Raw genomic sequence first — 23,487 nt, 5'->3', positions numbered from 1 at the left:
GATGGACACGCAAGCCCTGTACGACCTCTCCCCGGTGCTGTACCTGATGGCGCTGGGCATCCTCATTGCAGCCGGTCCCCTGTATTGGGTGTGGTTGCGTGGGCGTCGCGCGCCGATGGCGACTCGCCTGGCCTTGCTGACTGGGGTCACGCTGTTTCTCACGTTCGATCTGGTGCTGTTTGGCGCGTTTACCCGGCTGACCGATTCGGGCCTGGGTTGCCCGGACTGGCCGGGCTGCTATGGCAAAGCCAGCCCGATCGGCGCGCGGGCCGAGATTGCCGCCGCCCAGGAGGCCATGCCGCTGGGGCCGGTGACGTTTCCCAAGGCATGGATCGAAATGATCCACCGCTATCTGGCCACTGGGGTGGGGGTGCTCATCCTGGTGTTGGCGTTTTTCAGCTGGCGCGAGCGGCACCGGATCCAGGTGTCGGTGTTCTGGCCGATGGTCACGCTGTTCTGGGTCTGCCTGCAAGGCGCTTTTGGCGCCCTGACGGTGACGATGAAGTTGTTTCCGGCGATCGTGACGCTGCATTTGCTCGGTGGCATGGCGCTGCTGGCGCTCTTGCGGCTGCAGGCGGTGCGTTACCGCCAGGGCGGGGTGGGGGCCGATGCGCCGGGCTCGGCCTTTCTGCCCTTGCAGCCGGCCACGCGCGTCTGGCTTTGGGCCGCGTTTGCCGTGGTCTGGCTGCAGATTGCTTTAGGGGGGTGGGTGAGCACCAATTACGCGGTGCTGGCCTGCCGGGATTTCCCCACCTGCCAGGGCAGTTGGTGGCCACCCATGGACTTTGCCACCGGCTTCCAGCTCTGGCGTGAGCTGGGGGTGCAGCGCTCGGGAGAGTCCATCCCCTTCCCGGCCTTGACGGCCATCCATTACACCCACCGCCTGGCGGCCTATGGGGTGTTTGCCGTGCTGGGCTATCTGGCCTGGCGCTTCTGGAAGGTGGAGGGGCGTGCCTCGCATGCCCGATGGCTGCTGGGGCTGGCGGGGTGGCAATTGCTGACGGGTTTGTCCAACGTGGTGCTGGAGTGGCCGCTGCTGGCGGCCGTGTCGCACACGGGCGGCGCCGCCGCCTTGGTGGTGGTGTTGACCGGCTGGCTCACGGCTGCTTATCCGTCGCGCCGCCGGCACACGGCGGCTGAGCCTGTGTGGCGGGAGCAATCCGCATGAGCAGCCCGCCCGTGTCGCTGTCCACGCCACTGCCGCCCACCTGGCGGCAGTTCTACGCGCTGATGAAGCCGCGCGTGATCCAACTCATCGTGTTTTGCGCCCTCATTGGCATGGTGCTAGCCGTCCCAGGCGTGCCTACGTGGGCGCAGGTGGCCCGGGCGGCCGTGGCCTGCCTGGGCATCTGGCTCGTCGCGGGAGCGGCCGCGGCGTTCAACTGCGTGGTCGAGCAGCACATCGACGCCAAAATGAAGCGCACCGCCTGGCGCCCCACCGCCAAAGGCGAATTGACCAATGCGCAGACGCTGACTTTCTCGGCCATTTTGTGTGCCGTCGGTTCGGCCATCCTCTATGTGTGGGTCAATCCGCTGACCATGTGGCTGACTTTTGGCACCTTTGTTGGCTATGCGGTCATCTACACCGTGGTGCTCAAGCCGCTGACACCCCAGAACATCGTGATTGGCGGAGCCTCGGGCGCCATGCCCCCGGTGCTGGGCTGGGCGGCGATGGCCAACACCGTGTCGGCCGAGGCGCTGGTGCTGTTCCTCATCATCTTTCTGTGGACGCCGCCGCACTTCTGGGCGCTGGCCCTGTACCGGGTGGAGGACTACCGCAAGTCCGGCCTGCCCATGCTGCCGGTCACGCACGGCTCGGAATTCACGCGGCTGCACATTTTCCTGTACACGTTGATCCTGTTCGCCGCCTGCCTGATGCCTTTCATGCTGCGCATGAGCGGCTGGTTCTACCTCGTGGTGGCGGTGGGGCTGAGCATCGGGTTCAGCGGCTATGCCTGGGCCTTGTGGCGCCGTTATTCCGACCAACTGGCGCGCAAGACGTTCCGGTTTTCCCTGATTCACCTGTCGCTGCTGTTTGCGGCCATGCTGGTGGATCATTACCTGATGAGACTGTGGTGATGCGAGGATTTGTTCAGACGCGACGGCGATGGATCGCGGCGGCCGCGGCCGCGCTGGCGCTGGGGGGCTTGTCTGCCTGCAGTGACCAGCCGGCTTTCGTCGGGATCGACATCACGGGGGCGGACTACGCCCGCGATTTCGACCTGATCGACCACAATGGCCAGCGTCGCACGCTGGCAGACTTCCGCGGCAAGGTGGTGGTGGTGTTCTTTGGCTTCACCCAGTGCCCGGATGTGTGCCCGACCTCCATGGCCGAGATGGCCCAGGCCCGGGCCTTGCTGGGCGATCAGGCCGATCGCTTCCAGGGCTTGTTCATCAGCGTGGACCCGGAGCGCGACACGCCCGAGATCATGCGCGAATACATGGCCAGCTTCGACCCCACTTTCCTGGCGCTTTACACCGATCTGGAGCGCCTGCCCGAACTGGCGCGCTCGTTCAAGGTGTATTACAAAAAGGTCGAAGGGCCGACGCCGACGAGCTACACGCTCGATCATTCGGCGGGCAGCTACGTGTTCGACACGCAGGGGCGCATTCGCCTGTATCACCGCTACAACAGTGGCGCCGAAGCGCTGGCCAGCGACGTGCGGCGCCTGCTGGCCGAGGCGGATCGCTGAGGCGGCTCAGGTCACCTGAGCGCCGCTGAGTTTGACGGCGCGCTCGTATTTGGCCCGTTCGGCGGCCATAAATTGGCCGAAGGCTTCCGGTGTGGTAGGCGTGGGCTCGGCCATGAGGGTGGCGAATCGTGATCGTACCTCGGGGCTGCGCAATGCGGTGGTAAACACCCGGTTGAGCTCGGCCACGACGCTGGCTGGCGTGCCAGCGGGCACCACCAAGCCCCACCAGGTGTCGATTTCAAAGCCAGGATAGCTTTCGGCCACGGTCGGAATGTCGGGCATGACCGGGCTGCGTTGGGCCGTGGTCACGGCCAGGGCCCGCAAACGGCCTGCCCGGATGTTGGCTGCCGCCGTGGCCAGATTGTCGAAATTGAAGTCCACTTGTCCGCCGAGTAAGGCCACCTGAGCGGGGTTACCACCGTTATAGGGGATGTGAACGATGAAGATCCCGGCGGCGTTTTTGAACATTTCGCCTGCAAGATGGCCGGCGCTGCCGTTGCCGCCCGAGCCGTAGTTCAGTTTGCCGGGATGGGCTTTGGCGTAGCGGACCAAGTCGGCGACGGTGCGGATATTGAGGCGCTCGGCAGTCTGTTCATTCATCACCAGCACGTTGGGCACCCGAAGCATTTGCGTGACGGGCAGGAAGTCTTTGGCGGGGTCGTAAGGCAGCTTGGTAAATAGCCATGGATTGATGCCATGCGACGCCGTGGTGGCGATGCCCAGGGTGAGGCCGTCGGGCGCGGCTTTGGCCACGGCTTCCATGCCGATATTGCCCCCCGCACCAGGTCGGTTTTCCACGATGACGGGACCGCCGAGCGCGTCACGCACCTGCTCGGCCAGCACGCGTGCCGTGACATCGATAGGGCCCCCGGCTGCGAATGGCACGATGATGCGAGTGACTTTGCTTTGGCCCCAGGCCCATGGAGCAAACAAGGCAGAAGCGGCGGCTGCGGTACTGGCGAGGATGATGTGTCTGCGTTGCATGGTGTCTCCTTCGATGTGTGCGGGTCGCTGAGGCCGCTCAGGCCGCCAGCTTGTCTTTTTCCGAAGTGAAAGAGTCGGCAAAGAACTCCTCTGGCGGCAGGCCGGCGGCGATGTAGTCGCGTTGGGCGGATTCGACGACGATCGGGGCGCCGCAGGCATACACCTGATGGCCCGACAGGTCGGGGAAGTCTTGCAGGACGGCGAGGTGGACAAAGCCGGTGCGGCCACTCCAGCCGTCTTCAGGCAGGGCGTCGGAGACGACGGGCACGTAGCGCAGGTTGGGCATCTCGGCGCACTGGGCGCGCACCCAGGCGTCTTCGTACAGATCGGCCGGGCGTCGGCCCCCCCAGTACAGCACGGCCGGGCGCTGGATGTTCTTGAACCGCATGTGCTGGATCAGCGCCTTGATGGGGGCGAAACCCGTTCCCGAGGCCAGCAGGATCATGGGCTTGTCGCTGTCTTCGCGCAGGTAGAAGCTGCCGTAGGGGCCTTCGATGCGCAGGATTTCTTTTTCCTTCATGCCGCCAAAGACATGGTCGGTGAACTTGCCGCCAGGCATGTGGCGGATGTGCAATTCCATGCCGGGGGCTTCGGCCTGCAGATGCGGCGCGGTGGCCATGGAATAGCTGCGGCGGCTGCCGTCGCGCAGCAAGAACTCCACGTATTGCCCCGCGTGGTACTGGAAGGTGTCGCTCGCGGGCAACTGCAGCTTGACGATCATCACGTCGTCGGAGGCCTTGTGCAGCGAGGTCACGCGCACCGGCAGTTTCTTGATCGGGAAGGCCCCCGCTTCGGTGACCTGCTTGGATTCCAGCACCACGTCGCTGGTGGGGGTGGCGCAGCAGGTCAGTACCAGGCCGGCGGCTTCTTCTTCCGGGCTCAGGGCCTTGGATTGGTGCGGGCCGTGCACCACGCTGCCGGAGAGCTTGCGGCACTTGCACGAGCCGCAGGCGCCGTCTTTGCAGCCATAGGGCAGGCCGATGCCTTGCCGGATGCCGGCCGCCAGGATGGCTTCGCCGGGGTTGGCGGTGAAGGTGCGCCCGCTGGGCTCAACGGTGATCTGGAATGTCATACTTGGCAAGGATGAGGCAGGAAGGCCGGCGCGGCTGTCGCCCGGCGGACGCCCGATTTTCTCAGACTTGTGGAGGCACATGGTTGCAATGGGTGCATTGCCCGCGCGGTTTCGGCGCGAGCGCGTTCTGGTGGTGGGTTGTGGTGACGTGGGGCTGCGAACGGCCCGGGTGTTGGGCGGCGGGCGCCGGGCCCGCTTGCTGGCCCTGACATCATCGCCCGAGCGGCGGGCGCAGCTGCGCGCCCAGGGCATCGTGCCGCTGGTGGGCAATTTGGACGATCCTGCCAGCCTGCGCCGGCTCGCGGGCCTGGCGACCCGGGTGCTGCATCTGGCCCCCCCGCCCTCGGACTCTCTGCCGGATTGGCGTCAGGACCCGCGCAGCCGCCACTTGGCCCAGGCGCTGGCGCGGCGCAGCCGGCCGACCAAGCTGGTGTACGGTTCCACGACGGGCGTCTATGGCGACTGCGCGGGCGACTGGGCGGCCGAAACGCGCCCGCTGGCCGCGACCACGCCGCGGGCGTTGCGCCGCGTCGATGCCGAGGAGCGCCTGCGCTGGTGGGGGCGCGCCCTGGGGGTGGATGTGACGGTGTTGCGCATTCCGGGCATCTATGCCCCGGACCGAGCAGGCGGCCCGCGCGAGCGCCTGTTGCGTGGCACCCCCGTGTTGCGTGAGCGCGACGACGTTTACACCAACCACATCCATGCCGATGACTTGGCCCGTGCCTGCGCCCGCGCGCTCTGGCGCCACGCGCCGCAGCGGGTGTGGAACGTGAGCGACGACACCGCGCTGAAAATGGGTGACTATTTCGACCTGGTGGCCGATTGGTACGGCCTTCCGCGTCCCGAGCGCATCCCCCGCGAAGGCGCCGAGCAGCGCCTGTCGCTCATGGTGCTGAGCTTCATGAACGAGTCGCGCCGCCTGCGCAACGACCGCATGAAGCGCGAGCTGGGCTTGCGCCTGCGCTACCCCACGGTGCGCGAGGGGCTGGCAGGGGAAGGGGCCGCGCTGGCCCGACGCACCGGCTCAGCCGGCTGACGCACCCAGACTGCTGTAGAGCAACCACGTCGTGTAGGCCGCAAAGCTCAGTACCAGCAAGCCGCCTTCAGGCCGCGTGATGCGCCCCGGCTTGCCCTGGCGGCTGTAACCCAGGGCGAACAGGACGAGCGTCAGGGCCCCCATCACCGCCATGTCGCGGTACAGCACTGCCGGTTCCATGCCCAGGGGATGAATCGCGCCGGCCAGACCGACGACGGCCAGCGTGTTGAACAGGTTGGAGCCCAGCACATTGCCGATGGCCAGATCGTGTTCGTTCTTGCGTGCTGCTGCGATGCAGGACGCCAGTTCGGGCAGCGAGGTGCCCACGGCCACGATGGTCAGCCCAATGACCAACTCGCTGACGCCAAGCCCCTGAGCAATCGTCACCGCGCCCCACACCAGCAAGCGCGAACTGGCGATCAGCAACACCAGACCGGCCACCAGCCACCACCAGGCTTGGCCGATGGGCATGGGGTGGGCCTCCAGTTCGGCTTCCGTTTCCTGCGACAGCGGGTCTTGTCCGTCACGGATGCCTTCGCGGATCGACCAGGCCATCAAGGCCGCAAACACCAGCAGCAGGATGATGGCGTCCAGGCGGCTGATGCTCAGGTCCCACACCAGAGCGACGGACAGCAGCGTGACGGCGGTGAGCACCGGCAGCTCCTTGCGCAGGATTTGCGACTGCACCACGATCGGGCTGACGAGCGCCGTCAGGCCCAGAATGAGCGCGATGTTGGCGATGTTGGAGCCGTAGGCGTTGCCCAGCGCGATGCCCGGGCTGCCTTCCATGGCCGAGAGCACCGAGACCGCCAGCTCCGGTGCCGACGTGCCAAAGCCGATGATGACCGCGCCGATGAGCAACGGCGGCAGCGCGAAGTGCCGGGCAACGGCCGCTGCCGCGTCCACGAACTTGTCGGCCGACCAGACCAACACCGCCAGACCTGCCACCACCGCCAGCAAGGGCAAACCAACGTCCATGAAACGCCTGCCTTCGACTCAAGAGAGGGTCACGAAAAAGGGCAACATCGGTGAGGATGTTGCCCTGTGTTCTGGTGCCGGGGGCCGGACTCGAACCGGCACGGTGTGTTGCACCGGCAGATTTTGAATCTGCTGCGTCTACCAATTTCGCCACTCCGGCATCGGAGTAAGCCAGAATTATGGCACAGTGCAACCAGCATTCCGGGCGGCCAGCCCTTCTTTCTTCGCCTTTTTCATGAGCAAGCCTTCTTCCAAGAAACCCCCCGTTCGTCCGAACTACCCCACCATCGAGGCGGCCATTGGCCAGACGCCGCTGGTGGCGCTGCAGCGCATCGGGATGCCCGACAACCGCGCGCGCGGCAACGTGGTGCTGGGCAAGTTGGAGGGCAACAACCCGGCCGGCTCGGTCAAGGACCGGCCGGCGCTGTCGATGATCCGCCGCGCCGAGGAGCGCGGCGAGATCCGCCCCGGCGACACGCTGATCGAGGCCACCAGCGGCAACACCGGCATCGCGCTGGCGATGGCGGCGGCCATCCGTGGCTACCGCATGGTGCTGATCATGCCCGAGGACCTCTCCATCGAGCGCGCGCAGACCATGAAAGCCTTTGGCGCCGAGCTGATCCTCACGCCCAAGAGCGGCGGCATGGAGTACGCGCGCGACCTGGCCGAGAAAATGGAGCGCGAGGGCAAGGGCAAGGTGCTGGACCAGTTCGCCAACCCGGACAACCCGCGCATCCACTACGAGACCACCGGCCCCGAAATCTGGGCCCAGACGGCGGGGCAAATCACCCATTTCGTCAGCGCCATGGGCACCACCGGCACCATCACGGGGGTGAGCCGGTTCTTGAAAGAAAAGAACCCGGCGATTCGCATCATCGGCGCCCAACCGAGCGAGGGCTCGCGCATTCCGGGCATCCGCAAGTGGCCCCCGGAATACCTGCCCAAGATTTACGACCCCAGCGCGGTGGATGAACTGGTGTACGTCAGCCAGACCGATGCCGAGGCGATGTGCCGCCGCCTGGCCCGCGAGGAAGGCATTTTTGCCGGCATCTCGGCCGCCGGGGCGTGCTGGGTGGCGCAGAGAATCGCGGCCCAGGTGGAAAACGCCACCATCGTGTTCGTGGTGTGTGACCGGGGCGACCGGTATTTGTCCACGGGGGTGTTTCCCGCGTGATGGAGCGGGCGCTGACGTCTGACCGCCTGCCGTGGGCGGGCGTCAGCACGGTTTCAGGTGCGCCGGTACAATGCCGCCCACACACAGGTGATGATGACATGCAAGTAGATCGCGAACTCGACGCCCGTGGGCTCAACTGCCCGCTGCCGATTCTCAAAGCCAAAAAAGCCTTGGCCGAAATGAGCAGTGGACAGGTGTTGAAGGTGATTGCCACCGATGCCGGCTCGGTGCGGGATTTTCAGGCGTTTGCCAAGCAGACGGGCAATGAGCTGCTGCAGCAAGACGTGACCGGGCCGGATTACATCTCCATCCTGCGCCGGCGCTGAGCGCGGCGCATTTTCTCCGCTCCCTCCCGCCACCACCCAGGCCGCGCCATGCGGCCTTTCTCTTGCGCGGGCGGACGGCTTCTGCGCCGGCCGGTGGCGCTCAGCCCAGGCGTTGGAGCTGTTCCTGCAGCTTGGCCAAGGTGGCGCTGAAGTCGGCCACCCGCTGGCGTTCTTGCTCGATCACCGCAGCCGGGGCCTTGGCCACGAAGGCGTCGTTGGACAGCTTGCCCTGGGCCTTGGCGATTTCGCCTTGCAGTCGCGCCACCTCTTTGTGCAAGCGGGCTTTTTCGGCGGCGACGTCGATCTCCATGAACAGGCACAGGCGGGCCACGTCTTGCCCCAGGCTCACGACGGCCACCGGCGCGGCCTGGGCGGCGGCGCTCCAGCTGGCTTCGTCGGCAAAGAGGCGCACCTCGCTGAGCTTGGCCAGCGCCTGCAGGGCCGGCGCTGCGCTGCGCAGCATGTCGGCCCCGTTGGCGCTGCCGGCCACGGCATACAGCGGCAAGCGCTGCGCGGGCGAGACGTTCATCTGCCCGCGCAGATTGCGGCAGGCGTCCACCATGGCCTTGAGTTGGGCCACGTAGGCTTCGGCGGCTTCGTCGATGCGCTCGGGCTGGCTGACGGGGTAGGGCGCGATGCTGACGGACGCGCCGGCGCGGCCGGCCACCGGGGCCACCTTTTGCCACAGCTCTTCGGTGATGAAGGGGATGATGGGGTGCGCCAGCCGCAGGATGGTTTCCAGCGTGCGGATCAGCGTGCGGCGCGTGGCGCGCTGCTGGGCGGCGTCACCGGTCTGGATTTGCACTTTGGCGATTTCCAGGTACCAGTCGCAAAATTCGTTCCAGACGAAGTCGTAGATGGCGTTGGCCACGTGGTCGAGCCGGTAGTCGGCAAAGCCACGGGCCACGTCGGCCTCGACGCGCTGCAGCAGCGAGACGATCCAGCGGTCGGGCTGGCTGAAGTGCAGGTAGCTGCCGCCGGGCACGCACTGGTCGGCGGTGTGCTCGCTCAGCCCGCAGTCGTGGCCCTCGCAGTTCATGAGCACGAAGCGGGTGGCGTTCCAGAGCTTGTTGCAGAAGTTGCGGTAGCCCTCGCAGCGCTTGCTGTCGAAGTTGATGCTGCGGCCCAGGCTCGCCAGCGCCGCGAAGGTGAAGCGCAGCGCGTCCGCCCCGTAAGCCGGGATGCCTTGGGGGAATTCTTTTTCCGTGGCTTTGCGAACCTTGGGCGCGGTTTCGGGCTTGCGCAGGCCGGTGGTGCGTTTTGCCAGCAGGGTGGGCAGGTCGATGCCGTCGATGAGGTCCACCGGGTCGAGCACGTTGCCTTCGGACTTGCTCATTTTCTGGCCTTGCGCGTCGCGCACCAGGCCGTGGATGTAGACGTGGCGGAACGGCACCCGGCCGGTGAAGTGGGTGGTCATCATGATCATGCGAGCCACCCAGAAGAAGATGATGTCGTAGCCGGTCACCAGCACGGTGCTGGGCAGGTAGAGGTCGTAGTCGCTCGGGGCGACGGCGTCGCCGGTGGTGCCCGCGGCGGCTTCGGGCCAGCCCAGGGTGCTGAAGGGCACCAGCGCGCTGGAGTACCAGGTGTCGAGCACGTCCGGGTCGCGGGTCAGGCCGGCGGCTTGCAGGCGCTCGCGGGCCGGGGCGTCCAGCGTGTCCAGCCGGGCGCGGAACTGGGCTTGCGCATCGGCCTCGTGGCGCGCCACATAGACGTTACCCTCGGCGTCGTACCAGGCCGGGATCTGGTGCCCCCACCAGAGTTGGCGGCTGATGCACCAGTCCTGGATGTTGTTCATCCACTGGTTGAACGTGTTGACCCAGTTTTCCGGCACGAAGCGCACCTGGCCGCTGGCTACGGCGTCGATGGCCTTCTGCGCGATGCTCTTGCCGGTGGGGTCCTGCGGGCTGACCTGGGTCATGGCGACGAACCACTGGTCGGTCAGCATCGGCTCGACGATCTGGCCGGTGCGCGCGCAGCGCGGCACCATCAGGCGGTGCTTTTTCACCTCCACCAGCAGCCCCGCGGCTTCGAGGTCGGCCACGATGCGCCGGCGGGCTTCGAAGCGGTCCAGTCCGCGGTAAGCGCTGGGCGCTTGATCGTTGACTTTGGCATCCAGGGTCAGCACGCCGATGGTGGGCAACCCGTGCCGTTGCCCCACCGCGTAGTCGTTGTGGTCGTGCGCCGGCGTGACCTTGACCACCCCGGTGCCAAACGCCGGATCGACGTAGGCGTCGGCGATGACAGGGATCTCGCGCTCGCACAGCGGCAGCCGCACTTTCTGGCCGACCAGGTGGCGGTAGCGTTCGTCCTCGGGGTGCACCATCACGGCCACGTCGCCCAGCATGGTCTCGGGCCGGGTGGTGGCCACCACGAGCTGCCCCTCGCCGCTGGCCAGCGGATAGGCGATGTGCCACAGGAAGCCGTCCTCTTCCTCGCTTTCCACTTCCAGGTCCGACACCGCGCTCATCAGCACCGGGTCCCAGTTGACCAGGCGCTTGCCGCGGTAGATCAGGCCCTGTTCGTACAGCCGTACAAAGGTCTCGGTGACGACCTTGGAGAGCCGCTCGTCCATCGTGAAGTATTCGCGGCTCCAGTCCACGCTGTCGCCCATGCGGCGCATTTGCCGGGTGATGGTGTTGCCGCTTTTCTCCTTCCACTCCCACACCTTGGCGACGAAGTTTTTGCGCGCCTCCTCGGGGGTGGGGCCCATGTCGTGCCGGCTGATGCCCTGTTCCTGCAGCTGGCGCTCCACCACGATTTGCGTGGCGATGCCGGCGTGGTCGGTGCCCGGAATCCAGACCGTGTTGTGGCCCAACATGCGGTGGTAGCGCGTCAGGCTGTCCATGATGGTCTGGTTGAAGGCGTGCCCCATGTGGAGCGTGCCGGTCACGTTGGGCGGCGGCAGCTGGATGGCGAAATTGCGCCCTTCGGCGGCGGCTTGCGCGTCCGGCTTGCCCGTGCCGCGGCAGCCGGCTGCGCCATAGCCCAGGCGCTCCCAATGCGGGCCCCAGCGGGCTTCGATGGGCGCGGGTTCGAAAGATTTGGACAGGGCTTGCAAGCCCGGTTGGGCAATCGCGTCAGACATGGGGAAATCGGTGGAGAAACAGGCAGAGGAATTCGGGATTTTACGGGTGCCGGGTACCGGCCTGGGGGGCATGGACGCTGGGCAGCGCGCGCGGCGCGCGGCTTCGGGAGGGTTGTTTCGCAAATGCGAATCATTCTATTAAATTTCTGTCATCGATAGCTGTTATTTATGCGGTGGATAGCTGCATGCAATTAGACAAGGGTGTCGATTGGCGCTAAGGTTGTTGGCGTCGGTAGGGCATGGTCGTACCCGACGGTGCCCTGCGGCATTCCCACCCACACCGCAAGGAGATGCAACATGCCTCAACTCAAAGGCTCCAAGACCGAGCAGTGCCTCAAAGACGCCTTTGCCGGCGAATCCCAAGCCAACCGCCGCTACCTGTACTTCGCGAACAAGGCCGACGTGGAAGGCCAGAACGATGTGGCCGCGCTGTTCCGCTCCACCGCCGAAGGCGAGACGGGTCATGCCCACGGCCATCTGGAGTTTCTGGAGCAAGCCGGCGACCCGGCCACCGGCATGCCCATCGGCACCACGCGCCAGAACTTGGAGTCGGCCATTGCCGGTGAGACGCACGAGTACACCGACATGTACCCCGGCATGGCCAAGACGGCCCGGGAGGAAGGCTTCGACGAAATCGCCGACTGGTTCGAGACGCTGGCCAAGGCCGAGCGCTCGCACGCCAACCGCTACAGCAAGGCGCTGGCCGAGCTGGTGGACTGAGGCCGCAGCCGAAGTGAGCGTTGCTCATTGAGCGTCGGGCGTTGGCCGGCTTGGCCAGCGCCCCTCGCTGAATGCGTCGCGCAGCGCCTGCCGGCGAAGCGCCCGTCACCGTCCCGCCACTGGCAACCATAACAACCACAAGGAGCAACCATGTCGCGAGAAGGCAATCTGGAGGCCCCCATCCGGCACCCGCTGGACTGGAAGAACCCGGACTTTTACGACGAGGACAAGTGTCTGCAGGAACTGGAGCGCATCTTCGACATCTGCCACGGGTGCCGCCGCTGCGTGAGCCTGTGCAACGCCTTTCCGACGCTGTTCGACCTGGTGGACGAAAGCCCCACCATGGAGGTGGACGGCGTGGACAAGAAAGACTACTGGAAGGTGGTGGACCAGTGCTACATGTGCGATCTGTGCTACATGACCAAGTGCCCGTACACGCCGCCGCACGAGTGGAACCTGGACTTTCCGCACACCATGCTGCGCGCCAAGGCGATCAAGCACAAGAAGGGCGAAGTCAAGTTCAGCGAGAAGTTGCTGGCCTCCACCGACGTGCACGGCTCGCTGGCGGGCATTCCGGTGGTGGTGCAGGTGGTCAACGCCGTCAACAAGACCCAGGCCGCCCGCAGCGTGATGGAAAGCGCCTTGGGCGTGGACAAGCAGGCCTGGCTGCCGGCGCTGGCCACGCGCAAGTTCCGCGCCTCGGCCCCCGAAGCCCGCGCCACGCAGGTCAAGGACGGTGAGCGCACGCCGGGCAAGGTGGTGATCTTTTCCACCTGCTATGTGAACTACAACGAGCCCGGCATCGGCCACGACCTGCTGAAAATCCTCGATCACAACGAGATCCCCTACGTGATCGTGGAAAAGGAAAAATGCTGTGGCATGCCCAAGCTGGAGCTGGGCGACCTGGATGCAGTGGCCGCGAGCAAGGCGGCCAACATCCCCGTGCTGGCCAAATACGCCAAGGACGGTTTTGCCATTCTCAGCGCCGTGCCCAGCTGCACGCTGATGTTCAAGCAGGAAATTCCGCTCATGTTCCCCGACTGCGCCGACACCCAGCGCGTCAAGGAAGCGATGTGGGACCCGTTTGAATACCTGGTGGCCCGCAAGCGCGACGGCCTGCTGAAGACCGACTTCCCGCGCAAGCTGGGCAACGTGAGCTATCAGGTGCCGTGCCACAGCCGGGTGCAGAACATGGGCAAGAAGACCGAGGAAATCCTCAAGCTCATCCCGGACACCACGGTGCAGACCATCGAGCGCTGCTCGGGCCATGCCGGCACCTACGGCGTGAAGAAGGGCAGCCATCAGACGGCCATGAAGATCGGCAAGCCCGTGTTCAAGGCCATGGCGCAGATGAAAGACGGCGCCAAGCCCGACTACATCAGTTCCGATTGCCCGCTGGGCGGCCACCACATCGCCCAAGGCTTTGAAGTCAACCAGCTCGGCGAGCCCAAGTTGGCGCATCCGCTGACGCTGGTGCGCACCGCTTACGGCCTCGATTGAGCAGGAGAGCCCGCCATGCAACTGACCGGCAAGATCACCCCAGACAGCCTCATGACCCTGGAGGCTTACGCCAAATGGCGCAAAGTCCATAAACCCGAAGTGATGGCCCACCGCAAGCTGCGCACGGTGCATCTGGGCGAGCACCTGAGCGTGCAGTTCGAAAGCGAGCTGAGCATGCGCTACCAGATCCAGGAGATGCTGCGCATCGAAAAAATCTTCGAGGAAGAGGGCATTCAGGACGAAATCGACGCCTACGCCCCGCTGGTGCCCGACGGCACCAACTGGAAGGCCACCTTGCTCATCGAGTACCCCGACATCCACGAGCGCCGGCGCGAGCTGGCCCGGCTCATCGGGGTCGAGGACCGGATGTTCGTGGAAGTGGAGGGCCATGAGCGGGTGTACGCCATCGCCGACGAAGACCTGGACCGCGAGACGGCGGACAAGACCTCGGCGGTGCACTTCCTGCGCTTCGAATTCACGCCGGCCATGCGGGCCGCGATCAAGGCGGGCGCGGCGGTCAAGCTCGGGTGCGACCACACCCACTACCCGGCCCATGTGCAGATCGGGGCCGAGACGCTGGCCAGCCTGGCGGGGGATTTGCGATAGGCCGCCGCTCAGTCCACTTGCCAGCGCTGCCAGAGGCCCCAGGCAGCATCCGGTGGGGCCTCGATATGCAGCGCCGCCCCCGTGACGGGATGGGTCAGGCGCAGCCGGTGGGCGTGCAGCCACAGCCGGTGCTGTCCCAGCAGCGCGGCCACCGCGCGGTTCAGCGGCCCCTTGCCGTGGGTGGAATCGCCCAGGATGGGGTGCGCGATGTGCTTCATGTGCCGCCGCAACTGGTGCCGCCGCCCGGTCAGCGGCTGCAAGGCCAGCAGCGCCGCGCGGGTGCGCGGATGTGGGCCTTGCGGCAGCGGCAATTCGTAACAGGCCAGGCGCTGATAGCGGGTTTGCGCCGGCAGGCGGTCCAGGCGGCCGGCGCGCGCCTCATCGTCCATGCGCCGCAGGGGGTGGTCGATCTCGCCGTGATCTGCGGGCCAGCCGCGCACCACGGCCCAGTAGCTCTTGTGCAGGCCCTCGCCGTGCTCGAACGCGCTGCCCAGCCGGCGGGCCACCTCCGCGCTGAGCGCAAACAGCAGCACCCCGCTGGTGCCTTTGTCCAGCCGGTGCACGGGCCAGACCGGGCGGCCGAGCTGGTCGCGCAGCATCTGCAAGGCAAAGCGCGTCTCCCCCGCATCCAGCCCGGTGCGGTGCGTCAGCAGCCCCGCGGGCTTGTCCACGCTTGCAAGATAATCGTCCAGATAGAGGATGTTGAGCATGTTGTTCTTATTGTCTCCGGCCAAGGCGCTCGACTACGAGACGCCCCCCCATATCGAGCTGCACACCCAGCCGCTGTTCGTCGAGCAGGCGGCCGAGCTCATCGCCATCTTGCGCGAAAAGACGCCGCAGGAAATCGCCGCGCTGATGGACCTCAGCGACCCGCTGGCGGGCCTCAATGTGGCCCGCTACCAGGCCTGGCAGCCCACCTTCACCCCGGCCAACGCCAAGCCCGCGGTGCTGGCCTTCAACGGCGATGTGTACGAAGGGCTCGACGCCCGCAGCCTGAATGAGGCCCAACTGGCCTGGCTGCAGGAGCACCTGTGCATTTTGAGCGGCCTGTACGGCGTGCTGCGCCCGCTGGATTTGATGCAGCCCTACCGGCTCGAAATGGGCACCCGCCTGGCCACGCCCAAAGGGAAAAACCTGTACCAGTTCTGGGGCACCCAGATCGCCGAATACCTGAACCAGCGCGCCGCCGCCGAGGCGCAGCCCGTGGTGGTCAATCTGGCCAGCGAGGAGTACTTCAAGGCGGTGGACCGCAAGGCGCTCAAGCCGCCGGTGGTGACTTGCGTGTTCGAGGAGCTCAAGGGCAAGCAGTACAAAGTCATCAGCTTCCTGGCCAAGCGGGCCCGGGGGCTGATGGTGCGCTATGCCGTGCAGCGCCAAGCCGCCACGGTGGACGACCTCAAGGGCTTCGACCTGGAAGGCTACGCCTATGTGCCGGCCGCCTCCGAGCCGGACCGGCTGGTGTTCCGGCGCGACGAGCGGCCCTGACACCAGCGTGGAGAGACAACGGATGAGCAGGGAGCGCGCCGCATGACCCAGACCGTCACCCCCGAATTGCGCCAGTGGATCATCGAGCAGGCCCGCGCCGGCTTCAGCCCCGAAGCCGTGCTCAAGGCCATGATGGATGTGGGCTGGGAAGAATCGGTGGCCACCGAAGCGCTGGAGCAGACCCTGGAGCAATACGTGGCCGGCCTGGCCCCCGTGCCCATGCCGCGCCCGGATTTGAGCGGCTCGCCGCGGGCCATCGACGTGGGCGACCGCGTGGTGGACGTGCTCGTGGCCATGCGCCAGCCGGAGCTGGTGGTGTTTGGCAACCTGCTGTCCGACGACGAGTGCGAGGCGCTGATCGAAGCGGCGCGGCCGCGCATGACGCGCTCGCTGACGGTGCAGACGGCCACCGGCGGCGAGGAGCTCAACCCCGACCGCACCAGCCACGGCATGTTCTTCCGCCGCGGCGAAACCGACGTGGTGGCCCGGGTGGAGGCCCGCATCGCCCGGCTGCTGCGCTGGCCGGTGGACCATGGCGAGGGCCTGCAAGTCCTGCACTACCGGCCCGGGGCGGAATACAAGCCGCATTACGACTATTTCGACCCCAAGGAGCCGGGCACGGCCCACATCGTGCGCCGCGGCGGCCAGCGGGTGGCCACGCTCGTGATGTATCTGAACAACCCCTTGCGCGGTGGCGGCACCACCTTCCCCGACGTGGGGCTCGAAGTGGCACCCCAGCGCGGGCATGCGGTGTTTTTCGCCTATGAGCGGCCCCATCCGGCCACGCGCACCCTGCATGGCGGCGCCCCCGTGATCGAGGGCGAGAAATGGGTGGCCACGAAATGGCTGCGGCAGCGGGAGTTTGCATGAGCCAGCCGCAAGACAGCCCGCTGGGCAAGGCCACGGCCTATGTGGACCGGTACGACCCTTCCTTGCTCTTTGCGCTGCCGCGCCAGCCCAAGCGGGCCGAGATCGGCATCGAAGGGGCGCCGCCCTTCATGGGGGCCGATTTGTGGACGGCCTACGAACTGAGCTGGCTCAACCCGCGGGGCAAGCCCCAGGTGGCGCTGGCGCACATCACCGTGCCGTGCGAGACCCCGAACCTGGTGGAGAGCAAATCGCTCAAGCTCTACCTCAACAGCTTCAACCAGACGGTGTTCGAGTCGGCCGAGGCGGTGCGGCAGCGCCTGCGGCAGGATTTGAGCGAAGCCGTCTGGCGCGGCCAGCCGGTGGGCGGCAGCGTGGGCGTGCGGCTGCTGGAGCCGCCGGCCTGGTCGGCCGAAACCGTCGCCGCGCTGGAGGGGCTGAGCCTGGACCGGCTCGACGTGGAGTGCGCCGACTACACGCCCGCGCCGCACCACCTGCAGGCCGACCACAGCCAGCCCCAGGTGCAGGAGGCGCTGGTGAGCGACTTGCTCAAGAGCAACTGCCTGGTGACGGGGCAGCCAGACTGGGGCAGCGTGCGCATTGCGTATGTCGGCGCGCCCATCGATCAGGCCGGGCTGTTGCGCTATCTGGTGAGCTTTCGCCAGCACCACGAATTCCATGAGCAGTGCGTCGAGCGCATTTTCATGGACATCTGGACCCGCTGCCGCCCGGCGCGCCTGAGCGTGTATGCCCGCTACACCCGGCGCGGCGGGCTGGACATCAACCCCTGGCGCACCAGCCACCCGCAGCAGCCGCCGGCGTCGCAGCGCACCGCCCGGCAGTGAGCCTGGCCGGCCGCGTCAGGGCAGCCGGAACACCTCCACCGCCCGCTGCAGGCTGTGCGTGCCGGCGTTGAGCCGCTGCGCCGCCGTGCTGGTTTCTTCGACCAGCGCGGCATTGTGCTGCGTGACGGTGTCGAGCTGCGTCACGGCTTCATTGACCTGGGCGATGCCTTGCGTCTGTTCTTGCGTGGCCTGGGTGATCTGCATCACCAGCTCGGCCATGCGTTGCACCTCCTGCGCCACCCGGTCGATGGTCTCGGCCGCGTGGTGCATTTCCGCTGCCCCTTGGCTGACTTGCTCCACCGACTGGCCGATGAGGTCGCGGATTTCGCGTGCTGCCTGGGCGCTGCGCTGGGCCAGGGCGCGCACCTCGGCGGCCACCACCGCGAAGCCACGGCCGGCTTCACCGGCGCGGGCCGCTTCCACGGCGGCATTCAGGGCCAGGATGTTGGTCTGGAAGGCGATGCTTTCGATGACGCCGATGATGTCGTTCATGCGGCGCGAGGACTGCTCGATCGCGTCCATGGACTGGCGCACCGAGCGGATGGCGGCCTGCCCTTCGTTGGCGGTCTGGGTGCTGTGCTGGGTTTGCTGGGCCACCTGGGCGGCGGTCTCGGCGGTCTGGCGCACCGTGCCGGCGAGCTCTTCCATCGAGGCGGCCGTCTCTTCCAGGCTGCCGGCCTGGGCTTCGGTGCGCGCGGCCAGGTTCTGGCCGCCGGCGGCGATTTCCTCGGCCGAGCGGCTAAAGCCCGTGATTTCGGCACGCACGTCGCCAATGACCGCGCGCAGGTTGACTTGCACCTGCACCAGCTTGCGCATCAGCGAGCCCAGCGGTTCGGGGAAATGGTCGCTGGCCTGGGTGGTGAGGTTGCAGCTGGCCAGGTCGCGTGCGAAGCGGTCGGCCTCCTGCATGCCGGCGGCAAACCCCTGCCGGAACCAGGCATACACGGCGGCGGCTCCTGCCGCCATGAGGCCCGCCTGCAGGCCCAGGGTGGCCCCGTCGCCCAGCCATTCCGGGCGCCACCAGCGCAGCGCCGCGGGCACGGTGCCCAGCGCGGCCAGGCCCAGCAAGGCGCCGGCCAGGCGCTCGTTGAGCGTCAGATGGCGGTGCGCGTCGAGCCAGCCGCGCCAGCCCAGCCGCACCACGCGGCCTTCCTTCAAGGTGACGGTGTGGCGCCCGGTCTCGCGCTCGCGGGCCACTTGCGCGTACAGCGCCTCGGCCGCCTGGATCTGCGCCCGCGTGGGCTTGACCCGCACCGACAAATACCCCACCGGCTTGTTGCCTTGCAAAATGGGCGTGACGTTGGCCACCACCCAGTAATGGTCGCCATTCTTGCGCCGGTTTTTCACCACACCGGTCCAGGGGCGGCCGCGCCCGATGGTGGCCCACAAATCCTTGAAGCCCTCGGGGGGCATGTCCGGGTGGCGGATGAGGTTGTGGTTCTGCCCCAGCAGCTCCTCGCGCGAGTAGCCGCTGACGTTGATGAATGCCTGATTGCAATGGGTGATGTAGCCCTTGGTGTCGGTGGTGGACACCAGCATTTCGCTGCCGGGGTAGTCGTACTCCCGCTGGGTCACGGGCAGGTTCATTCTCATGGATGTCTCCTGGGCCAGGGCCGCGCGGTGGGCGCGGGCTGGTGTGTGTGAGAGGGGATTCTACGGAAGCCGTTCCGTGGCAAGGGGGCCCCGTATCGCCGCGGGCGGGGGGCTCAGAACAGGCTCGCCTGCCGCTCGGCGCCCGCCTCGGTGGCGCTGGCCTGTGGGGCGGGCCCGGTGGCGCTGGCCGCGTCGGCCCGCAGCAGCCCGTCGGCCCGCACGCCCAGCAGGCGTAGCGGCCGCTCCAGCGGGGCGCGCTTGAGCGCCTGCCCGGCGGCGCGGCGCAGGGTGGCGGCGTCGTCGGCCGGCGCGGCCAGCCGCTGCTGGCGCGTGACGGTCTTGAAGTCGTCGTACTTGAGCTTGACGGCCACGGCCCGGGCGCGGTAGCCCTTGCGTTGCAGGTCGGCTGCCACCTGCTCGCACAGCCGCGTGAACAGGGCGCCCAGGGCCTGGCGGTCGCGCCGTGGGTGCAGGTTGCGCTCGAAGGTGGTTTCCCGGCTCATGCTCACGGGCTCGCTGTGCGTCTGCACCGGGCGATCGTCGCGGCCCCAGGCCGCCTCGTGCAGCCATAGGCCGTGGCTGGGGCCAAACCAGGCCACCAGCGCGGGCAGGGGCTGCTGGGCCAGCTCACCGATGGTGCGCACGCCGTGCTCGGCCAGCTTGCGTGCTGTCTGGGGGCCGATGCCGTTGATCTTGTGGCACGGCAGGGGCCAGATGAGCGTCTGCAAGTCGGCCTCATGAATGACCGAGATGCCATTGGGCTTGCGGAACTCGCTGGCCATCTTGGCCAGCAGCTTGTTGGGCGCCACCCCGATCGAGCACGTCAGCCCGGTGGCTTCGAAGATGCTTTTCTGGATCAGCCGCGCCAGCACCCGGCCGCCTTCGCGCTGGCCGCCGGGCACGTCGGTGAAGTCGATGTACACCTCGTCCACCCCCCGGTCCTCCATCACCGGGGCCAACTCCTGGATCACCGCCTTGAAGCGGCGCGAATAGCGCCGGTATTCGTCGAAGTCCACCGGCAGCAGGATGGCGTCGGGGCAGAGCTGGGCGGCCTTCATCAGCCCCATGGCCGAGCCCACCCCAAACGCCCGCGCGGCATAGGTGGCGGTGGTGATGACGCCGCGGCCGACGTAGTCGCGCAGCCGGGCAAAGGCGCTCAGCGGCAGTTCGGCCAGCGGCTGGCCGTCGGCGGACGGCGGCTGGTGCTCGTCGGGCCAGCGGCGCCGCCCGCCGATGACCACCGGCAGACCGCGCAGCTGCGGGTAGCGCAGCAGCTCGACCGACGCATAGAAGGCGTCCATGTCCAGGTGGGCGATGCGTCGCATGGCGGGTGAACCCAGGGTGCTCAAACTTTGGGCAAAGCCTGCCAGCCCAATGCTGGCGCGGCCTGGCGCGATTGTCCACGGGCTTTTCCACAGATTGGGCCACAGCCGCCGTGGACAAGCGCAGTATGCTGGCGGCTGCAGCGATTTTCCGCAGGACATTTTCCAATGAGCAACCCCACCGACAAGGATTTCGAGCAGGGCCTGGCCATGCGCAAGCGCGTCATGGGCGAGGATTTCGTGGCGCGCGCCTTCAGCGGGCTGACCGAATTCACCGCCCCCCTGCAGCACTACATCACCCGCAACGCCTGGGGCGATGTGTGGCAGCGCCCGGGGCTCGATCTGAAAACCCGCAGCCTCGTCACCGTGGCCATGCTCACCGCCCTGGGCAAGACGCACGAGCTCAAAGGCCATGTGCGCGGGGCCCTGAACAACGGCGCCACGCCGCAGGAGATTCAGGAAGTGCTGCTGCACGCCAGCATCTACTGCGGCCTGCCCGCCGCGGTGGAGGGGTTCCGCGCCGCCGCCGAGGTGGTGGACGCCCCGCGCGGCTGAGCGCCCGGGGCGCGGGGTGGGCGTGGCGGGCGGCGCGGTGGCTCAGCCGGTCATGAGGCGCTGCACCAGGTCGATGGAGCTGCTGGCCTGGTATTTGCGCATCAGGCGGGCGCGGTAGATTTCCACCGTGCGCGGGCTGATGCGCAGCGCCTTGCCGATGGCCTTGGCCGTCAGCCCCTGGGTGACCAGGGCGGCGATTTCGCGCTCGCGCGGCGTCAGCGCGGCCGTGACCGGGCGGCGCGCGCTCAGGTCCTCGAAGCTCCAGATGCCCGCCGCATGGGGATGGTCGCGATCCAGCGCCCGGCCCGTCACGTGGCACCAGAACAGCTCGCCCTGGAAGCGGCCGCCGATGCGGCGCATCATGCGCTCGTCGGAATAATGGCCGCGCGCGTTGAGGATGGGCGCGATGCGCTCGCCGATGCGCTCGAACTCGTCGGCGCTGGGGTAGAGGATGCGAAAGCTCTGGCCGATGAGCTGCTCGCGCGTGGCGCCGAACATCTCGCACACCGCCTCGTTGCAGTCCACCATGGTGCGGTGGCGCGACAGCACCAGCCCCACCGGGGCCAGATCGAAGGCCAGGCGATAGTCGATGGCCGGCGGCGTGGCGTCCACAGGCATGGGCAGCGGCTTTACGCGGCGCCCAACGCCTGCAGCGCGCGGGCGCGGGTTTCGGCGTGCCCCAGCATGGCCGCCGACCAGGCCGCCGAGGGGCCGCCGCGGCTCAAGCGGCGCTGTTGCTGCTGGCGCTGGAACTCCTCCATCGCGATGCCTTGCACGCGCTCGACCGTCTCGGGCTTGAGCAGCACGCTGCCCGGCTCCATCTCGCGCAGCAGCTCGCGCGCGGCGCTGGCCGCGCCTTCGCCGCGGCCAAGCCGCTGCAGCACCTCCATCGCGCGGTCGGCCGGCAGGTTCAGCGCCAGCAGCCGGCGCATGTAGACCTCGGCCAACGCCAGCTCCGAGAGCACCTCCACGCTGTTGGGCCGCCCCGGCACGGAAAACGTCAGCCCCGCCTCGCGCGCCATGTCGAACGGATCGGGCGCGCCGGCCTCGGGCGCCTCGCCCAGCATGGTCACGGCCATCTCGCCGGCGCGGCGCACCCGATCGCGCAGGTCCTGGTCCTGCAGCAGCGGGTTGTCCGCATCGGCGCGCAGCAGCTGCACCTCCAGCGCGCAGCGCAGCGCCAGGTTGGCCGCGTGCCAGCGCCGCAGTTCCTCGCGCTCGGCGCTGAGCCGCTCGACCTGGCGCGCAGCCGCCTCGGCCCGCGAGACGGCCTCGGCCTCGCGCCGCTGCAACTCGGCCACCCGGGCCTTGAGTTCCTCGACCTGGCGCGTCTCGCGCTCCAGCGCCTGCTGCATCTGCTGGCGGTGCGCCTCGATGAGCTGGCGCTTTTCCTCTTGCAGCCGCTTCACCAGGGCGGTCGCATCGCGCAGGTGGGCCGTGGCCTCGTTCAGCGCCGCGGAGGTGCTGCGCAGATCGTCGTTGAGGCTTCGAATGACCCCCCGTGCGTCAGCCAGCTCCTGCGTGGCCTCGGCGAGCTTGCCCAGCAGGAAGTCGCGCGTCTGCCGCGCCTCCTGGGCCCCCTCCTTGGTGATGGTCAGCGCCTCGTAGAGCTTGTCGTAGGCCTCCTTGTAATCTTCGGCCAGGCGCCGGTAGCGCTTTGCCTGCGCGGCCCAGTCCTCGCCGCGCTCGCTGGCCGCGCGCGCCGCGGCAAAGGCCAGCCCCAGGGCGCCGGCGAACTGCCCGCCGGCCGAGGAAGTGAATGCGCTCATGCGTCTTGCTCCTTTCGAATGAGTTCGCGCAGCCGGGCCAGGGCGTCGCCGCCGGTGGGGCGGGGCGCCTCGCCCGGCTCGGGCGGGTCAGCGTACACCTTGACCGGCGCGGGCACCGTCAGCCGATCATAAGGCCAGGGGTTGGTCAAGCACAGCAGTTGGCCCTGCACCTCGATGAAGAAGGGCACGCACGAGACGGCCACCTGGTCGGGCCGCACCGGGTCCAGCTCATCGGCCCAGCGGGTGAGGAACTGGGCGTCGCTGTAGGCCCTGCCGGGCCGGCGCGGCTGGCCGGGCGGGGTCGGGTACTCGAATTTTTTCTCGATCACCTGCATGAGGTTGCGCACCTTGCTGAGGGCCTGGCCCAGTTCTTCGACGGCCTTGGCCAGTTGGCGGATGTCGGGGTCGTTGCGGATTTTGCGGCTTTCTTCGGGCGTGTGCCACGTCAGGCCCAGCTGCCGCGGCGCCCGGTAGGGCGAGACGAAGGGCGGCCGGCCCGGCTGCACCACTTGGCCGTGCGCCTCGCGCGAGCGCATCAGCGCGCGGTCGAACTGCCATTGGGGCAGCCGGTATTGGCCGGCCCGCATGCGGCACATCAGCCCGCGGTCGCCCGTGGGCAGCTCCAGCACCTGGAGCAGCCTGACGTCGGAAATCTTGGGGTTGAGCGCCTTGAGCGCCTGCATGAATTCCTGGGTGGGGTTGGTGTCGGTCGTGTTGTCCATGGTGGGTCGAGAATAGCACGGCGGGTTTCAAAAAATGTTGTGATTTCTTCGATTACAAAAACCTGTCTATCACAACATTTTCAGCTTCCATCGAATAAATGGAGTGAATATATTTTGGCAACTTTCGGCAAAACCTCCAAATCGGCCGAAAG

23 protein-coding genes and 1 tRNA gene are annotated in these 23,487 nt (G+C 67.4%); 13 read left to right on the top strand and 11 right to left on the bottom strand.

The window, feature by feature from the left end; genetic code table 11:
- Window position 1: 1 nt before the first annotated feature.
- From DFR43_RS11935 to DFR43_RS11925, 3 genes are read left to right on the top strand one after another with little or no spacing between them, the layout of a single operon-like run.
- Entirely contained in the window at window positions 2–1,168 is a 1,167-nt protein-coding gene (locus DFR43_RS11935) for a COX15/CtaA family protein (protein ID WP_211338652.1), read from the top strand.
- The gene (gene cyoE / locus DFR43_RS11930) at window positions 1,165–2,079 is read left to right on the top strand and encodes a heme o synthase (protein WP_133598993.1); all 915 of its coding nucleotides are present in this window, start codon (window positions 1,165–1,167) and stop codon (window positions 2,077–2,079) included. The genes DFR43_RS11935 and cyoE overlap by 4 nt, the downstream gene beginning before the upstream one ends.
- Window positions 2,079–2,693: an SCO family protein gene (locus tag DFR43_RS11925; RefSeq protein WP_133598991.1), complete on the top strand. Its 615-nt coding sequence runs from the start codon at window positions 2,079–2,081 to the stop codon at window positions 2,691–2,693. Before cyoE ends, DFR43_RS11925 begins: the two co-directional genes overlap by 1 nt.
- A 6-nt stretch (window positions 2,694–2,699) precedes the next feature.
- On the opposite strand, the gene DFR43_RS11920 is transcribed toward DFR43_RS11925, so the two are convergent.
- Together DFR43_RS11920 and DFR43_RS11915 are read right to left on the bottom strand one after the other, a co-directional pair.
- On the bottom strand, window positions 2,700–3,677 hold the full coding sequence (locus tag DFR43_RS11920; protein WP_133598989.1) for a Bug family tripartite tricarboxylate transporter substrate binding protein: 978 nt from the start codon (window positions 3,675–3,677) through the stop codon (window positions 2,700–2,702).
- Between the two features lie 37 nt (window positions 3,678–3,714).
- Entirely contained in the window at window positions 3,715–4,749 is a 1,035-nt protein-coding gene (locus DFR43_RS11915) for a CDP-6-deoxy-delta-3,4-glucoseen reductase (protein ID WP_133598987.1), read from the bottom strand.
- Window positions 4,750–4,828: 79 nt separating this feature from the next.
- Here DFR43_RS11915 and DFR43_RS11910 point away from each other — a divergent pair, with 79 nt between their 5' ends.
- A complete protein-coding gene (locus DFR43_RS11910; RefSeq protein WP_133598985.1) occupies window positions 4,829–5,785 on the top strand; it encodes an SDR family oxidoreductase in 957 nt (318 codons plus the stop codon).
- Here the strand turns inward: DFR43_RS11910 and DFR43_RS11905 are convergent.
- Together DFR43_RS11905 and DFR43_RS11900 are read right to left on the bottom strand one after the other, a co-directional pair.
- Window positions 5,774–6,763, bottom strand: a complete 990-nt coding sequence (locus DFR43_RS11905) for a calcium/sodium antiporter (RefSeq protein ID WP_133598983.1) — start codon at window positions 6,761–6,763, stop codon at window positions 5,774–5,776. The genes DFR43_RS11910 and DFR43_RS11905 overlap by 12 nt on opposite strands.
- Window positions 6,764–6,835: 72 nt before the next feature.
- A tRNA-Leu gene (locus DFR43_RS11900) sits at window positions 6,836–6,923 on the bottom strand.
- 75 nt (window positions 6,924–6,998) lie between these two features.
- Here DFR43_RS11900 and cysM point away from each other — a divergent pair.
- Together cysM and DFR43_RS11890 are read left to right on the top strand one after the other, a co-directional pair.
- Entirely contained in the window at window positions 6,999–7,937 is a 939-nt protein-coding gene (gene cysM, locus DFR43_RS11895; protein WP_133598981.1) for a cysteine synthase CysM, read from the top strand.
- Window positions 7,938–8,035: 98 nt separating this feature from the next.
- Complete coding sequence (locus DFR43_RS11890; protein WP_133598979.1) at window positions 8,036–8,263, top strand: sulfurtransferase TusA family protein; 228 nt, start codon at window positions 8,036–8,038, stop codon at window positions 8,261–8,263.
- Window positions 8,264–8,363: 100 nt separating this feature from the next.
- Here the strand turns inward: DFR43_RS11890 and DFR43_RS11885 are convergent, their stop codons facing one another.
- Window positions 8,364–11,351, bottom strand: a complete 2,988-nt coding sequence (locus DFR43_RS11885) for a valine--tRNA ligase (RefSeq protein WP_133598977.1) — start codon at window positions 11,349–11,351, stop codon at window positions 8,364–8,366.
- A gap of 297 nt (window positions 11,352–11,648) precedes the next feature.
- Here DFR43_RS11885 and DFR43_RS11880 point away from each other — a divergent pair, with 297 nt between their 5' ends.
- The 3 genes from DFR43_RS11880 to DFR43_RS11870 all read left to right on the top strand — a co-directional run bounded on the left by DFR43_RS11880 (window position 11,649) and on the right by DFR43_RS11870 (window position 14,177).
- Window positions 11,649–12,071 (top strand): rubrerythrin family protein, encoded by a 423-nt coding sequence (locus DFR43_RS11880; RefSeq protein WP_133598975.1) that lies wholly within the window; start codon window positions 11,649–11,651, stop codon window positions 12,069–12,071.
- 150 nt (window positions 12,072–12,221) lie between these two features.
- Window positions 12,222–13,571, top strand: a complete 1,350-nt coding sequence (locus tag DFR43_RS11875; protein ID WP_133598973.1) for a (Fe-S)-binding protein — start codon at window positions 12,222–12,224, stop codon at window positions 13,569–13,571.
- Window positions 13,572–13,586: 15 nt separating this feature from the next.
- Window positions 13,587–14,177, top strand: coding sequence for a DUF3501 family protein (locus tag DFR43_RS11870; protein ID WP_133598971.1), 591 nt, complete (start codon window positions 13,587–13,589; stop codon window positions 14,175–14,177).
- Between the two features lie 8 nt (window positions 14,178–14,185).
- Here the strand turns inward: DFR43_RS11870 and DFR43_RS11865 are convergent, their stop codons facing one another.
- A complete protein-coding gene (locus tag DFR43_RS11865; RefSeq protein WP_133598969.1) occupies window positions 14,186–14,887 on the bottom strand; it encodes a pseudouridine synthase in 702 nt (233 codons plus the stop codon).
- Between DFR43_RS11865 and yaaA the strand changes: the two genes are divergently transcribed.
- From yaaA to queF, 3 genes are read left to right on the top strand one after another with little or no spacing between them, the layout of a single operon-like run.
- Complete coding sequence (yaaA, locus tag DFR43_RS11860) at window positions 14,886–15,662, top strand: peroxide stress protein YaaA (RefSeq protein WP_133598967.1); 777 nt, start codon at window positions 14,886–14,888, stop codon at window positions 15,660–15,662. The two genes, DFR43_RS11865 and yaaA, sit on opposite strands and share 2 nt — an antisense overlap.
- 42 nt (window positions 15,663–15,704) lie before the next feature.
- A complete protein-coding gene (locus tag DFR43_RS11855) occupies window positions 15,705–16,532 on the top strand; it encodes a 2OG-Fe(II) oxygenase (RefSeq protein WP_133598965.1) in 828 nt (275 codons plus the stop codon).
- The gene (queF, locus tag DFR43_RS11850; RefSeq protein ID WP_133598963.1) at window positions 16,529–17,374 is read left to right on the top strand and encodes an NADPH-dependent 7-cyano-7-deazaguanine reductase QueF; all 846 of its coding nucleotides are present in this window, start codon (window positions 16,529–16,531) and stop codon (window positions 17,372–17,374) included. Before DFR43_RS11855 ends, queF begins: the two co-directional genes overlap by 4 nt.
- A gap of 15 nt (window positions 17,375–17,389) precedes the next feature.
- Here queF and DFR43_RS11845 read toward each other — a convergent pair whose 3' ends face one another.
- Both DFR43_RS11845 and dinB read right to left on the bottom strand, forming a co-directional pair.
- Entirely contained in the window at window positions 17,390–18,967 is a 1,578-nt protein-coding gene (locus DFR43_RS11845; RefSeq protein WP_133598961.1) for a methyl-accepting chemotaxis protein, read from the bottom strand.
- Between the two features lie 113 nt (window positions 18,968–19,080).
- On the bottom strand, window positions 19,081–20,292 hold the full coding sequence (gene dinB / locus DFR43_RS11840; protein ID WP_245988916.1) for a DNA polymerase IV: 1,212 nt from the start codon (window positions 20,290–20,292) through the stop codon (window positions 19,081–19,083).
- A gap of 165 nt (window positions 20,293–20,457) precedes the next feature.
- Here dinB and DFR43_RS11835 point away from each other — a divergent pair, with 165 nt between their 5' ends.
- Window positions 20,458–20,844, top strand: coding sequence for a carboxymuconolactone decarboxylase family protein (locus tag DFR43_RS11835; protein ID WP_133598957.1), 387 nt, complete (start codon window positions 20,458–20,460; stop codon window positions 20,842–20,844).
- A gap of 42 nt (window positions 20,845–20,886) precedes the next feature.
- On the opposite strand, the gene DFR43_RS11830 is transcribed toward DFR43_RS11835, so the two are convergent.
- The 3 genes from DFR43_RS11830 to DFR43_RS11820 are packed head-to-tail and all read right to left on the bottom strand — an operon-like array spanning window position 20,887 to window position 23,335.
- Window positions 20,887–21,462, bottom strand: a complete 576-nt coding sequence (locus DFR43_RS11830; RefSeq protein ID WP_133598955.1) for a PAS and helix-turn-helix domain-containing protein — start codon at window positions 21,460–21,462, stop codon at window positions 20,887–20,889.
- Between the two features lie 11 nt (window positions 21,463–21,473).
- The gene (locus tag DFR43_RS11825; RefSeq protein WP_133598953.1) at window positions 21,474–22,613 is read right to left on the bottom strand and encodes a coiled-coil domain-containing protein; all 1,140 of its coding nucleotides are present in this window, start codon (window positions 22,611–22,613) and stop codon (window positions 21,474–21,476) included.
- Window positions 22,610–23,335: a hypothetical protein gene (locus DFR43_RS11820; protein WP_133598951.1), complete on the bottom strand. Its 726-nt coding sequence runs from the start codon at window positions 23,333–23,335 to the stop codon at window positions 22,610–22,612. The genes DFR43_RS11825 and DFR43_RS11820 overlap by 4 nt, the downstream gene beginning before the upstream one ends.
- Window positions 23,336–23,487 lie beyond the last annotated feature (152 nt).

This window comes from Tepidicella xavieri, assembly GCF_004363315.1.
GTDB classification, from domain to species: domain Bacteria; phylum Pseudomonadota; class Gammaproteobacteria; order Burkholderiales; family Burkholderiaceae_C; genus Tepidicella; species Tepidicella xavieri.
This window is presented reverse-complemented; position numbering and strand designations above follow the sequence as displayed.